Origin of the sequence: Virgibacillus natechei (assembly GCF_026013645.1) — a bacterium.
GTDB lineage: Bacteria > Bacillota > Bacilli > Bacillales > Amphibacillaceae > Virgibacillus_L > Virgibacillus_L natechei.
Genome location: NZ_CP110224.1, coordinates 1,458,660 through 1,472,396 on the forward strand (window position 1 = coordinate 1,458,660; position 13,737 = coordinate 1,472,396).

General features: G+C 38.6%; 16 protein-coding genes. 13 read left to right on the forward strand and 3 right to left on the reverse strand.

Annotation, left to right across the window (positions count from 1 at the left end; all coding sequences use genetic code 11):
• The first annotated feature begins 87 nt into the window (after window positions 1-87).
• Together OLD84_RS07675 and OLD84_RS07680 are read left to right on the forward strand one after the other, a co-directional pair.
• Window positions 88-360 (forward strand): hypothetical protein, encoded by a 273-nt coding sequence (locus OLD84_RS07675; protein ID WP_209462312.1) that lies wholly within the window; start codon window positions 88-90, stop codon window positions 358-360.
• Between the two features lie 357 nt (window positions 361-717).
• The gene (locus tag OLD84_RS07680) at window positions 718-1,719 is read left to right on the forward strand and encodes an LLM class flavin-dependent oxidoreductase (protein WP_209462313.1); all 1,002 of its coding nucleotides are present in this window, start codon (window positions 718-720) and stop codon (window positions 1,717-1,719) included.
• A gap of 103 nt (window positions 1,720-1,822) precedes the next feature.
• On the opposite strand, the gene OLD84_RS07685 is transcribed toward OLD84_RS07680, so the two are convergent.
• Complete coding sequence (locus tag OLD84_RS07685) at window positions 1,823-2,170, reverse strand: winged helix-turn-helix transcriptional regulator (RefSeq protein WP_209462314.1); 348 nt, start codon at window positions 2,168-2,170, stop codon at window positions 1,823-1,825.
• A 212-nt stretch (window positions 2,171-2,382) separates the two neighbouring features.
• Between OLD84_RS07685 and OLD84_RS07690 the strand changes: the two genes are divergently transcribed.
• Together OLD84_RS07690 and OLD84_RS07695 are read left to right on the forward strand one after the other, a co-directional pair.
• The gene (locus OLD84_RS07690) at window positions 2,383-3,438 is read left to right on the forward strand and encodes an LLM class flavin-dependent oxidoreductase (protein WP_209462315.1); all 1,056 of its coding nucleotides are present in this window, start codon (window positions 2,383-2,385) and stop codon (window positions 3,436-3,438) included.
• 19 nt (window positions 3,439-3,457) lie between these two features.
• Window positions 3,458-4,024: an NADPH-dependent FMN reductase gene (locus tag OLD84_RS07695; protein ID WP_209462316.1), complete on the forward strand. Its 567-nt coding sequence runs from the start codon at window positions 3,458-3,460 to the stop codon at window positions 4,022-4,024.
• Window positions 4,025-4,276: 252 nt separating this feature from the next.
• Here the strand turns inward: OLD84_RS07695 and OLD84_RS07700 are convergent, their stop codons facing one another.
• Window positions 4,277-4,744, reverse strand: a complete 468-nt coding sequence (locus OLD84_RS07700; RefSeq protein ID WP_209462317.1) for a hypothetical protein — start codon at window positions 4,742-4,744, stop codon at window positions 4,277-4,279.
• 282 nt (window positions 4,745-5,026) lie between these two features.
• Between OLD84_RS07700 and OLD84_RS07705 the strand changes: the two genes are divergently transcribed.
• From OLD84_RS07705 to OLD84_RS07730, 6 genes are all read left to right on the forward strand, one after another.
• Window positions 5,027-6,592 (forward strand): BCCT family transporter, encoded by a 1,566-nt coding sequence (locus OLD84_RS07705; RefSeq protein ID WP_209462318.1) that lies wholly within the window; start codon window positions 5,027-5,029, stop codon window positions 6,590-6,592.
• A gap of 191 nt (window positions 6,593-6,783) precedes the next feature.
• Window positions 6,784-7,551, forward strand: coding sequence for a SurA N-terminal domain-containing protein (locus OLD84_RS07710; RefSeq protein WP_245301491.1), 768 nt, complete (start codon window positions 6,784-6,786; stop codon window positions 7,549-7,551).
• A 385-nt stretch (window positions 7,552-7,936) separates the two neighbouring features.
• Window positions 7,937-8,554, forward strand: a complete 618-nt coding sequence (locus OLD84_RS07715) for a TVP38/TMEM64 family protein (RefSeq protein ID WP_209462319.1) — start codon at window positions 7,937-7,939, stop codon at window positions 8,552-8,554.
• 264 nt (window positions 8,555-8,818) lie between these two features.
• On the forward strand, window positions 8,819-9,106 hold the full coding sequence (locus tag OLD84_RS07720) for an atypical membrane-integrating protein (Mistic protein) (protein WP_209462320.1): 288 nt from the start codon (window positions 8,819-8,821) through the stop codon (window positions 9,104-9,106).
• Between the two features lie 93 nt (window positions 9,107-9,199).
• Window positions 9,200-9,415, forward strand: coding sequence for a hypothetical protein (locus OLD84_RS07725; protein ID WP_209462321.1), 216 nt, complete (start codon window positions 9,200-9,202; stop codon window positions 9,413-9,415).
• A gap of 2 nt (window positions 9,416-9,417) precedes the next feature.
• A complete protein-coding gene (locus OLD84_RS07730; RefSeq protein WP_209462322.1) occupies window positions 9,418-9,726 on the forward strand; it encodes a YolD-like family protein in 309 nt (102 codons plus the stop codon).
• 97 nt (window positions 9,727-9,823) lie between these two features.
• On the opposite strand, the gene OLD84_RS07735 is transcribed toward OLD84_RS07730, so the two are convergent.
• Window positions 9,824-10,255 (reverse strand): S1 domain-containing RNA-binding protein, encoded by a 432-nt coding sequence (locus tag OLD84_RS07735; protein ID WP_209462323.1) that lies wholly within the window; start codon window positions 10,253-10,255, stop codon window positions 9,824-9,826.
• A 290-nt stretch (window positions 10,256-10,545) separates the two neighbouring features.
• On the opposite strand from OLD84_RS07735, the gene OLD84_RS07740 reads away from it, so the two are divergent.
• From OLD84_RS07740 to OLD84_RS07750, 3 genes are all read left to right on the forward strand, one after another.
• Window positions 10,546-11,805 carry a YeeE/YedE family protein gene (locus OLD84_RS07740; protein WP_209462324.1) on the forward strand — a complete coding sequence of 420 codons (1,260 nt, stop codon included), beginning with the start codon at window positions 10,546-10,548 and terminating at the stop codon, window positions 11,803-11,805.
• Window positions 11,806-11,999: 194 nt separating this feature from the next.
• Window positions 12,000-13,445, forward strand: a complete 1,446-nt coding sequence (locus OLD84_RS07745) for a DEAD/DEAH box helicase (protein WP_209462325.1) — start codon at window positions 12,000-12,002, stop codon at window positions 13,443-13,445.
• An 85-nt stretch (window positions 13,446-13,530) separates the two neighbouring features.
• Window positions 13,531-13,722, forward strand: coding sequence for a hypothetical protein (locus OLD84_RS07750; RefSeq protein WP_209462326.1), 192 nt, complete (start codon window positions 13,531-13,533; stop codon window positions 13,720-13,722).
• Window positions 13,723-13,737: the final 15 nt, after the last annotated feature.

The window sequence follows — 13,737 nt, forward strand, 5'->3', positions numbered from 1 at the left end:
CTAAAAGCCTCCTCGATGATACATAATACGAAAAATAGCAGGAATAATAAATGTAGGTTTGCACAACGATCAAAATGGAGGTATTTTATGGGACAGAACTTACATCAACAACTACAACAAGCTAGTCAACAACTTCACGAGGCTCAAGAGACAGCTCGACAGGCACAAGGCTCAGATGCCCAATTGTTGCAACAAGCACAGCAACAGTTGCTACAAGTAGAACAGGGATTACAAAACGCACAGGAGGAATCAGGGTCTGAAGCAACGGAGAACCCACAATTTCAGCAAGCTTATGAACAGTTGCACGATACACGTCAACAACTGCAAGAAGCACAGCAAAATAACAGCGATGTTTTATAAAATAAAACGTCATTCAGTGGGGGTTTCAACGCACAAATGTTTTCGACGGGGTGGTTACTACCTGTTAAACTGGGATAAATGTGAAGAATAGTAAATGAAGCTTCTTTTTCCGATTTAGGAAAGGGAGCTTCTTTTTCGTTTGGTCCTTGCTCACTATTCAAATGGAATTTTAAAGTTTAGTGACCTATAAGGAGGGGGATTATATTTTCAGGGATAAAAGCAACATGGTGTTCCTTTGATAAACATATGATTTGTGAAGCACTCCTTTAAGGAATAATATATAGATGAGATGTACGAGTAAATAAAATCAAGCTAAATATCGAGCATTGTAACGATAAATATGAGGGAGAAATGTAAATGTCAAGGATACAAATACCGTTATCGGTTTTAAATTTAGCGCCTATTCGCCAAGGAGAGGGTCCAAAAGAAGCCATTGATTCAATGATCGATTTGGCTCAAGCTACAGAAAAGATGGGGTATACACGATATTGGATTGCGGAACATCATAATACGCCGACATTAGTGAGTTCAGCTACTTCCATATTGATTAAACATACCCTGGAGCACACTGAATCCATACGCGTTGGATCTGGGGGAATTATGCTGCCTAATCATTCCCCGTTGGTTGTAGCCGAACAATTTGGAACGATGGCAACGATTTATCCGGATCGATTAGACTTGGGACTTGGCAGGGCACCTGGTACAGACATGCTAACTGCCGATGCTCTAAGGCGATCTCAAAATGATTCGGTTTATACATTTCCTGAGGATGTAAAAACTTTACTTAAGCATTTTGGACCAGATGAAGTTCAAGGTTTTGTAAAAGCCCATCCAGGTGTTGATACGAATGTTCCGATTTATGTCCTTGGTTCTTCGACAGATTCAGCTGTATTGGCTGCTAAATTAGGATTGCCGTATGTATTCGCTTCTCACTTTGCCCCAAAACATATGGAAGAAGCTATTTCCATTTATCGGAGTCAATTTAACCCATCAGAGTACTTAGACGCGCCTTATATGACGGTCTGTTTGAATGTGATTGCAGCTGATAGTGATGAAGAAGCAAAATTTGAATCGACAACCATGCATCAATTTTTCTTGAATATAATACGTGGCTCCCAATCGCCGTTAAGTCCTCCTGTTGAAAACATGGATCAACTTTGGGATTCGCGTGAGAAAGAAGCGGCTTCATCAATGTCAAGCATGATTCTGACAGGAAGTAAAGATTCGGTACGTGAACAATTGACCCGTTTCCAGGAAAAATATGATGTGGATGAAATCATGGCCATATCATATATGTATGACAAGGACAAACAAAAACGATCTTACGAAATCTTAAAAGAAGTCGTAGACGGAAAATAAATAACTTATATCCGGGGAGTGAGGTGCCTGTCACTTCCCGGTATTTGTCGACCAAGTATTTTTGATTAAGGGCTAGTTTTGTGATTTGGAAGCACCAACTAGTTTACATGCTCTTTTTATTTAATTTATTCATCTTGTGTAACGTGTGTTTCGTTCCCCATTCATGCATGGCTTCTAAAATTGGTTCCAAGCTCCGGCCATATTCAGAAATGGAATACTCAACTTTTGGCGGAACCTGTGGGTATACAACGCGCTCTATAATGTCTTCATCCTCAAGTTCTCGTAACTGCTTTGTCAACATCTTCTGCGTGATTCCAGGCATGCTGCGTTTAAGCTCGCTGAATCTTTTCGTACCTTCCTGCAATAGGTATAGTAAGATAATGGGTTTCCATTTCCCTACTAAAATGCCTAATGCATCTTCCACACGACATAAGTCCGGCTGCTTGTCCATTTTATCTCCTCCATGGTATCTTTTTGTATACTATGCCACTTAAAAGTGCGTACTTCCTAATTAAATTAATATATTCTATAATAGCATTAAGTTGGATATTAGGAAACATGGCATTCGTTATAGGGGTTTTTTAAATAAAGTTTTATACCTCTATCTGCCAAGAAAGTAAATGAAAAATAGAATAAAGTATATAATGAAAGGTTGGTCAGTAAATGGAAAAATATCGTTTAGATCCAAGCAAAGGAATGGAGTTCGGGCTTTATACATTAGGTGATCATTTACCAGATCCTGGTACAGCAGAGCGGATTTCCCCGCAGCAACGTATTCGTGAGTTAATAGAATTAGCACAGCATGCTGAGCAGGCAGGTATCGATTTTTTTAGTGTAGGAGAAAGTCACCAAGAATATTTCGTAACGCAAGCACATTCGGTTGTTTTATCGGCAATAGCCCAGGCAACCGAAAAGATTAAAATCTCAAGCTCTTCTACGATTATCAGTACTTCGGATCCAGTGCGTGTGTACGAAGATTTTGCGACAATTGATTTAATTTCAGGAGGGCGTGCTGAAATTGTTGCTGGTCGTGCATCACGAGTAGGTCTCTATGATTTATTGGGCTATGATCTTCGTGATTACGAGGAATTATATGAAGAAAAATTTGATTTATTACGTAAAATTAATGAAGAGGAAGTGGTCAACTGGAGTGGACAATTCCGCCCAGCTCTAAATGATGCAAAAGTTCTTCCGCGCCCACTAAATGGTTCGCTCCCGATTTGGCGTGCAGTCGGTGGAACACCTGCTAGTGCGATCAAGGCGGGCTATGCTGGCGTTCCGATGTATATGGCTCATTTAGGTGGTCCGGTCAGTGTCTTTAAGCGAACGGTTGATGCTTATCGCGAAGCGGCCCAACAAAGCGGATTTGACCCATCTGAATTACCAGTTGCAACGGCAGGCTTTTTTTATGCGGCTGAGAGTTCTCAACAGGCTCTTAGAGAAATGTATCCCCATATTAATGAGGGGATGAAGCGAACGAATGGACAAGGCTTTCCAAAACAGAACTTTGCACAGGGGGCAGATCCGCGTAGTGTTATGAACATTGGTAGTCCACAGGAAATAATTGAAAAAATTCTTTACCAGCACGAACAATTCGGTCATCAACGGTATATCGCACAAATGGATTTCGGTGGGATGCCTTTTGATAAATTAATGAAAAATATTGAGCTGATTGGTAATGAAATTCTACCAGCAATTAAAAAATATACGGCAAAATAATTAGGAGTTGAATAAATAAATGAAGGTTGTCGGATTATCGGGTTCGAAAGTCGGTACGAAAACAAGAACGGCGCTGGACTACACCATTAAATCAGTTACTGAAAACTATCCAGCGACGCAAACGACATTAATTGATTTAGCAGATTTTGATATTCAATTCAGTGATGGTCGCAATTATCTAGAATATGAAGGCGATACAAAATATGTCTTGCAAAGCCTAATGGAAGCAGATGCCATTATTATGGGGACACCGATTTTTCAGGCGTCCATACCGGCCACATTGAAGAACATATTTGATTTACTTCCAGAGAACGCATTTCGCGATAAAGTTGTCAGCATGCTTGTAACAGCAGGCTCACCGAAGCATTATTTAATTGTGGAACAACAATTAAAACCTATCTTGGGTTATATGAAAGCGCAAATTGTTCAGACATATTTATTTATTGAGGAAAAGGATTTCCATCGAAAAGAAATCACAAATGATGATGTGTTATTCCGAATCGATCGATTGGTTGAGGATACCATTTTATTAACAGAAACATATAAGCAAATTCGTGAAGCCAAAGAAGCAGAATATGATTTTTAAAAGAAGGCTTGTGGCAAATTCGCCGCAAGCCTTCTTTTAGTAGTATAAATTTTCTTATTGCTCATTGGCTAATACGTTACCCCTCGAAAAAAACAACTATTTCTTCGTGTGATGCATGTTGGCTTAGTTTTACTTATCCTGGATGTTGTATGTGGGTTTTGGCTTTGACCACTTGTCGATAAGCCAAGTGGTCAAAAGTCAAGAATATCCGTTCGACAAATAACGGGAAGTGACAGGCACTTTCCGCGGTATTTATTCTATGTCTTCTTGTAAACGCTGAAAGCCTTCTTGATGAAGATAATCAGTCGCAGCGTTATAAGTTGCATAACTTCCGTCCAACATATCTCCTGCATAAATATTCCATGCATTAAAATCTAGATCATGAACTATTTTAAGGGTTTCATTTTCAGCATTCACCCATGTTTCTTCAAAAGGGTTTGATTCACGTAGAGACGTGATAGATTCTTTTATCACTTTACGAAGCTCTCGTTCTGTAAAATTTCGGATGTTGACCATCCCTTTAGAATCAATTGTGTAGTTATCATTTATCTGTTCAGCATATACAAATCCGTTTCCGTTTGGGTGCAGTCGATAGACCACAATTTTCTTGTCGAATACACTCTCTTCGAAATGGAAATTGATACGGCCAAGGGATATATCGTTTCGTTGTAATTCAGGAAAGGATTCAATAATAGTTAACTTCTCTTCAAATGTAAGCATGTTACCTCCATATAAACTGTTATTTAACGCTCCAAGCTATTGTACCACTTCCTGGGGGGTGCCTGTCACTTCCCGATATTTGTCGAGCGATTTTGCTTGCTTAGAAGAAGTTTTGTGGATGTGAGTATCTGCTACTTTCTATTTTTATTTGTGTATTTTCGCTTTGATTAAGTTTTACAGGTTTATTCATGTGGTAATAAGCAAGTATATTGTAAAAAGGGAGTGATCTTCTTAAAAACAGTGGAATACTTACTTTTTCAAATATAATTGGAGGGGTCTTTAATGAGTAAGAAAAGTAAAGGGGCGAGTAAAAGGGGATTAATAGATTACAAAATTTTTGTCCCATCTTTACTTATTATTATCGCAATCAGTATTCCTTTCTCCATGTATGAAGATGAGTCCTTTCATTTGTTGAATAGCATTTTTGCTCAGATTGTGGATCTATTTTCATGGGGTTACATATGGTATGCCATTATACTGGTTGCCGCAGGGTTGTATCTGTCATTCTCCAAGTACGGGGATGTTGTTTTAGGTGATCCGACAGAGAAGCCGAGGTTCACATTATTTGAATATTCCTCGATATTAATTGCAATGGGGCTAGGATCCACCATTATGCGGACAGGGATGACTGAATGGGCCAATATCGCAGTTGATCCGCCGTTTGGCGCGGAAGCTGGTTCGGCTGATGCATTATTATGGGGAAATGCATATAGCATGTTCATGTGGAGCTTCCAGGTGTTTGCCATCTTTGTTATGGCAGCACCCGCAATGGGTTATATTTTGCATGTTCGGAAGAAACCATTTATGCGAATATCCGAGGCATGTCGTGTTATTTTTGGAGATAAGTTTACGGATGGTCTAGGCGGCACGATACTGGATATTATCTTTCTAGTTAGCATACTCTCAGGTGCTGCTGTTACCTTAGGGTTGGGAACCCCTATTGTGACCTATAATTTAGCTGAAATATTCAACATCGAGATTACATTTGGCTTAACATTGATCGTGACCATTGTATGGGTATTTCTATTCTCCATCAGTGCTTATTTAGGAATAGAAAGAGGTATCAAACGATTAAGTACCTTTAATATGTACCTTGCTGGCGGGTTTGCTATATTCATCATGATAGTGGGGCCTGGTATATTCATCCTTAATTACTTTACAGACACTGTCGGCTTCCTGTTATCGAATTATGTCGATATATCCCTTTACACGAACGCTTTAGATATGGGTGGAACCACACATATGGAAAGCAATACTATATTTTGGTTTGCCTATAGCGCTACATGGGCTATGCTGCACAGTATATTTGCTGCAAAAATATCCCGGGGCAGGACCATAAGAGAAATGATATTAACATATTTATTAGCTCCCACGCTTATTTCTTGGGTAGCAACAGGGATACTTGGAGGTCTTGGTGTACACAGGTATCTAACTGGAGAAGTTTCTGTATTGGAGGTTGTACAGGAAGATGCTATGGCAGTCATACCAGAAATATTGAGTTCGTTGCCTTTTTCTACTATTGCACTTGTAGTCTTTGTTATCATTGCGATGATTTTCATGGTTACGACATTGGACTCGACAACGTATACAATTGCATCTTATACAGGTACCAAGAATATGAGTGTAGCAGAACCTTCCAAGCATCTGCGGTTAATTGTTGCAGCCATCATAACTGTACTTGCTCTGGCCTTGCTGAGAATAGGTGGTCTGGCTCCACTGGAAGTTCTTTCCGGGATCATGGGAATACCGATCATTGTTATCCAGTTCCTTACCATCTACGCTGCAAAGAAAATGATGGATGAGGATAAGGCATGGATAAATAATGTGAGGAATAAAAAAGAGAAGTAAGTAAGGTGCCCACTTCCCGATATTTGTCGAGCGGATGTTCTTGACTGTAAGAAAATGTTGTGATAAAAATAAAATTACTGCAGTTTTTTTGAGTACTGAGATCTTTTGAATTTAGTTTTTGGGTGTACAAACAGTAAAGTTATGTTAAACTAGCCACCAATTCAATTGTGTATGAGGAAAGGAGAATAATTTTGAGTAAAAAATGGTTATTAAGTTTATCATTTGCCGTACTGGTATTTGTAATGGTAGCATGCGGTGATGAAGACGAGACAGCTGAAGATAATAATGAAACAGAAGAACCTGAAATGGAAGAGCCTGCTGAACAGCCAGAAATGCCTGAGCCTGATTTAGAAGGTGTTCCTGATGTTGTTGCAGAGGTAAATGGAGAAGAAATACCAAGAGATGAATTTGAAGCTACTTACCAAGGGCAGTTTCAGCAAGCAATGATGCAAGCACAAATGTCAGGTCAAGAGATTGACCAGGATCAATTAAAAGAACAGGTTGCTGAAAGCATGATTGGAACAGAACTTCTTGTGCAAGAAGCTGACAACGCAGGTTTTGACGCGTCAGAAGAAGAGATGGATGAGACACTAGATGAATTAATAGAAATGAATCAGCTTGAATCCAGAGAAGAATTCATGTCTGCTATGGAACAACAAGGTATGGGTGAAGAAGAAGTGATGGATCAGGTAGAATTGCAAGTAAAATTAGATAAGCTTATTACTAGCGAGGCTGGTGACACGGAACCAACGGAAGAAGAGGTAGAAGAATTTTATGAACAGTTTGCAGCCCAACAAGAGGAAATGGGTGGAGCAGAAGGTGAAGAAGTAGAAGTCCCATCTTTTGATGAACTCAAACCAGAACTTGAACAAGAATTAAGGAACCAAAAAGAAGGGGAAGCATCTCAAGTACTTGTTGAGAACCTTCGTGAAGAGGCAGACGTCACGAATCACTTGTAAGGAGGTGCTTGTAAGGAGGTGCCTGTCACTTCCCGTTATTTGTCGAATGAATGGTATTAAATAAGAGGAGTCTTGTGGATGAAATTCTACAAGGCTCTTTTTTTTGTTACGTTTACTTTATTATTGCTGCATTCTCAGCATTTTAATATGCAGGTCCTGTTTTTTAGCAGGAAACTGTCCCTCCTTTGTTGAATAGATTAATTGTAAATAGGTTTATTAAAATGGAAGTTTTTTTGCAATTGAAGCTAAGATCATTCATGGAAGAATATGACTGTTTATTCATTAAAAACCAACCCAAAATTTATTAAGTCGTGTCGCAATGTTTCTGGATAAGTCGGAAATACTAATGATGAAAGCCTTAAGTTACTTATAGGGAGACATCATTATGAAAAAAGGAATTATTGCTGTCATTGTTTATGGAACCATTTTATTCATTGCTTTTTTGTATCGTGAACCTTTGTTGACTTGGCTAGATGAAAGTGATTTATCGCAACTTCCATTTATGTTTTTTTTAGCCATTTTTTTTGGCGTTATCCCTGTTATTCCTTTTAGTGTCTTTGCTGGAATAATGGGGGCGAAATATGGAGTTTGGATTGGTGCAATTATTAATTGGACAGGATCAATTGGGGCCTCCGCTATTTTCTTCTTGCTTGCCCGTTACTTTTTTGTCCGTCAATTCCAACGATTTATTTCAAGGTATAAAAAGGTTAAGAAATTTGATTATATTATTAGTCAAAATGCGTTCATAGCGGTCTTATTTAGTCGGATGATTCCAATTGTACCTCCGCCTGTAATAAATATTTATTCTGGGTTAAGTACTATGTTATTCAGTACTTATATGGCTGCAACAGCTCTCGGCCAAATTCCTGGTATGATTGTGTATGCCTACTTAGGAAACCAATTATTTACTTCGTTTCAATTCTTTTTTTTAGGTATCTCTATTTATTTAGGATACGTGCTCCTTGTGATCCTTATCTATCGATGGTGGTATAAAAGGTTTTAGGGATGATACTTGTAAAACAAAACAAATAAAAGAAATCACTTCCTATTTAATTGAATCTACCCTACCTAATCCAATAACCATTCCCCTCCCATCACTTATATGAGACAGCCACAAGCACAGTTCTTGTTTTCAATATATACCAAATATCCTGAGGCTCATTATGCAAAATCAGTTAGTATTGAGTTTTAAAATTTAGCTTCCAGTCCTTTGCAATGAACCTTTTATTTTCCAACTTTTTGGACATCCTAATAGTGGGTGAATAAAATGAAGGCGAATGAAAATGATTATAATAAATACAGTGAGGCAATCGACCGCATTCAAGAAGGAAATGAGACGATGATAGAATTGTTCAATGAACTTGAAGGCGATGATCCGATGATAAAGTTTGATAATGGGGTTATGGAAACTATTGAACGTGCAAAGAAAAAATACGGCGATGATATGGTTGATAAAAAATTGAATAATGTTGTACGGGAAATGCTTTCATGGCTAGATTTAGAAGATGTTGATATCGATTTAGAGGAAGGGGAAAAAGAGGATGACCAATCGTAAATAAATAGGCATATTTTTTTCACTTGAAAAGGAACTGAAGTTCGTATATAATTAAATTAGAACAAATGTTTCGATCATAAGGAGGTCTAGAAAATGAAAGGTTTGCTAACTCGTTCTGTTGAAAGCAAAGAAAAAATGGTGATCTTCTATATCGATAGTAGGGGTCAGGTTACCCAGCGCTATATTCGAGTGCTACAGGTGAACGATGGATTAATCCTTGCTTATTGTTATTATCGTAAGGAGGTAAGAGTGTTTAAGTTAGATAATATTCTTTCAGCTGGACCGATCAAAAAACGAGTGGGGGCGTAATAATGAATGATCGCGGTACGATGAAATGGACGTCTTTAATGTTGCCTGAGCATATTGCATTATTAAATGATATGTGGGAAGAGGGGAAACATCAAGAAAATCCGATTCTCGATGAACAAAAATTAATGGAAATCAACTCGCAACTACAACGAGCCATTCATAATGACTTAACGATTGAGGTTAAACATAATGCGGGACGTGATTATCTTACTAAAAAAGGTAAACTACATAAAGTTGATAACGTTAGTTTACAACTGGATGATCACACAGAAATCAAATTGGATAATGTGCTCGATGTGTATATAGATTAATCCCTTCATGATCCATTTTATTAAATAGTATATAGTAAAGATAAAGAAGGCAAGCCTCTTATTCAGGCTTGCCTTCTTTATAGGGTGCGGAGTTAGTTTATCCGCGTCTTCCACCTCTACCGCCACGTTTGGTTTCGGTGCTGCGTTTTAATGTAGATAAATTTTCTTCACTAGTCTTTAAAAAGTTAGCCATTTTATCTTCAAAAGATTCTTTCTTAAAATTATTTCTTGAACGATTATCTTTGGAGTTCCTATTGTCTCTCCCTTGCCGCTCTTGGCGTTTTGCCTCTGGCGGTTTATCTATTGCTTTTTTGATCGATAAAGCTATTTTTCCCTCTTTTTCACTTATGATTTTTACTTCAACTTGGTCACCCTTTGTAAGATGATCATTTACATCTTTTACATAGCTATCAGCTACCTCACTGATGTGCACAAGTCCTGTTGTGCCGCCTGGCATTTCCACAAACGCTCCAAAATTAGTGATGCCTGTTACTTTACCTTGTACCTTGCTTCCTACTTCAATTGCCAAAGAAGTTCCCCCTCAATAGTGATAAACCACTTTATTATAGCAAATTAGAAGTAGATTATCAATGGTATAAATTTTTAAGTTTACCGATTTTACTGCAGTTTAACGGGAAAGTAAACCCCACCATAAAATGGAATTAGGATAAAAATTTTAGGTGTGGATAACTGCTCGTAAGCATTAATAATCTTTTAGAAAGCAGCAATTCAAAAAATGGGCATTGACACTATATTAACTAATCGTTATTATGAATAAAGTAATTCCGATAATTTTTATCAGAAAAGGGTGATTTTGAAATGGGGACATCAACAACTATAGTTCAACCTATAAATGAAGTAGAAGATCCGGTGGAAAAAAGACCAGATTTAAATAACCCGCAAATGCCACTAATAATTGGTGGATTAATTGTTGGGGCGATATTGATGATTTATCTAATGTTTACGCAAGATATGGTTCAGCCTTTGCTACTTGTAATCGGCTTGTTACTTGGATACACATTATTCCATGCACGTTTTGGGTTTACATCGGCATTTCGTAGGCTTGCGTCTGTCGGAAATGGGCAAGCGGTACGTTCGCACATGTTAATGTTAGCAGTTGCAGTTACGTTATTTGCTCCAATCCTAGCATTTGGTTTTTCATTCTTTGGAGGAGAGGTTGCCGGTTATGTATCACCAATTGGTGTGAGTCTGGTAGTGGGGGCCTTTATGTTTGGAATAGGAATGCAACTTGGAGGTGGCTGTGCTTCTGGTACGCTTTTTGCGGTCGGATCAGGACGAACTGTCATGTTTATAACGCTATTATTCTTTATTGTTGGTTCCGTAATAGGGGCTAGGCATCTACCATTCTGGACGGAAGATTTACCAGCATTTGAACCTGTTTCTCTAGCAACCACTACTGGATTTGGTTATGGTGGTGCTTGGGTACTATCCATTGCATTGTTCGGTTTAATTACCTGGATTACTTTAGTAGTAGAGAAAAAGAAAAAGCCACCCAAAATGGCTGCTGTACCTTCAGCAACAGGTTGGAAGAGGATTTTTCGCGGATCTTGGCCACTGTTCGCAGCAGCAATTGTATTAGCTGTTCTTAATGCTTTAACGTTAATGGTGCGCGGTGAGCCTTGGGGTGTTACATCAGCCTTTGCGTTGTGGGGATCAAAAGTAGCACAGTTCATCGGAATCGATGTAGCGAGCTGGGGATATTGGCAAGGTGAAAATGCAGCAGTATTAGAAGCATCCATCTTCACTGACTCAACAACCGTATTGAACTTGGGAGTTATCCTTGGTGCATTTCTGGCATCAGCAGCAGGCGGACTTTTTAAGTTTACGAATATCAACCTAAAAAATGTAGCAGCTGCTGTTATTGGAGGGGTGCTCATGGGGTATGGTGCCCGCCTTGCATTTGGTTGTAATATCGGCGCATACTTCGGTGGTATTGCATCCTTTAGTTTACATGGATATCTTTGGGGAATCCTGGCATTAGCTGGAACCTTTTTAGCACTATACCTAAGGCCGCTCTTTGGATTATCGGTGCCAAAATCAAAAGATTCATTCTGTTAACGAATGAAAAACTCATCACCATGCGAAGAACGTGCATGGTGATTTTTATGCTATAAATGCGGTTTAGGTGTCAAATTCACTATCGACTTGTCTATAATTTCCAGTATAATGAACATAGTCAGCTTTTGTATATGTTATTCTTGTAAGAGGATCCTATATATAAGTCGTATAATTTGAAGAAGTGAGGGTCCTTAATGAGTGAAGCAAGTTTTGAGGAGTATAAAATAAGTGATGAAATAAAAAGAGCACTTGACGTGTTGAAATATAAAACACCTACAGAGGTGCAACGCGAAGTAATACCACGGGCGATGGAGCGTGAAGACCTTGTCGTGAAATCTCAAACAGGAACTGGGAAGACTGCATCCTTTGCGATACCTATTAGTGAAATGATGGAATGGGAAGAAAAAAAGCCGCAAACTTTGGTACTTACTCCAACTAGAGAGCTCGCTGTTCAAGTGCGAGAAGATTTCACGAACATTGGTCGGTTTAAACGGATCAAAGCTACAGCGGTGTATGGCAAAGACCCTTTTGCAAAACAAAAGGAGGAATTGAAACAAAAAACACATGTAGTCGTTGGTACTCCTGGACGTGTGCAGGATCATATTGATAGAGAAACATTGAATTTGGATGAGGTAAAGTATCTTGTTATAGATGAAGCAGATGAAATGCTTAATATGGGGTTTATTAAGGAAGTAGAAACGATAATAAATGAACTTCCGTCAAACAGAATTACGATGGTATTCTCAGCTACTTTACCTAAAGATGTTGAAAATCTCTGCCACAAATACATGAAAAATCCCTCTCCTATTGAAATTGCTGCTACTGGGATAACAACAAATACAATTAAACATCGTTTAGTCGAAGCAAAGGAAGAAGCGAAAATTTCACTTCTAAAAGACGTAACGGTTGTTGAAAACCCAGATAGCTGCATTATTTTTTGCAGAACCAAGAATCACGTGGATATATTATATAGCGAATTAGAGGATTCTGGTTACCCTTGCGAAAAATTGCATGGTGGATTAGAGCAAGAGGATAGATTTTCGGTGATGGATGGTTTCAAAACAGGGAATTTCCGTTATCTCATCGCAACAGATGTTGCTGCTAGAGGAATTGATATTGATAACGTGACGCTTATCATCAACTATGATGTTCCTGTAGAAAAAGAGAGTTATGTTCACCGAACGGGAAGAACTGGGCGTGTCGGTAATGAGGGGAAAGCCATTACCTTTGCGACAACCTCTGAAGCAAAATATGTAAAAGCAATTGAAAGATACATCGGCTTTGACATTCCATTAGTGGAAGCTCCTGGTCGTCAGGAAGTTGCTCGTGAAAAAGCAGCGTTTGAAGAGAAAATCAAGGGACGTCGCGTTGTTAAGAATAATAAAACGGAACGAATCAATAAAAATATTACGAAACTCCACTTTGGTGGAGGAAAAAAGAAGAAGATTCGAGCGGTCGATTTTGTGGGAACGATAGCGAATATTCCAGGTGTAACAGCAGATGACATCGGGATTATTGATATCCACGACACGTTCTCCTATGTGGACATATTAAATGGCAAGGGATCCGTCGTTTTACAGGCAATGGAGGATACCACAATCAAAGGGAAGAAACTAAAAGTTAGTCAAGCGATTAAGTAGGGGAAAAGGACGATTATGCGCGTCATATTCGTCCCTTATTTAATTTATAATTGAAAAAAGAGTTGAAAAGGAGTTCATATACGAAATGAAATATTTAAAATCCCAAATGAATAAGTTGGTCAAAGATAATAATGAATTGCAAAAGAAACTAAAGGAAATGATGGCTGAGCATGACCTTGAGAAGGAATATGCCCTGAAAGCACTATATCACGCAGAAGTAGCTGATGGTGGAAAGTATCAAGCAGCATATCGAGAATTAGACTCGCCCAAGAAGTGAGTTCCATAGCTATTT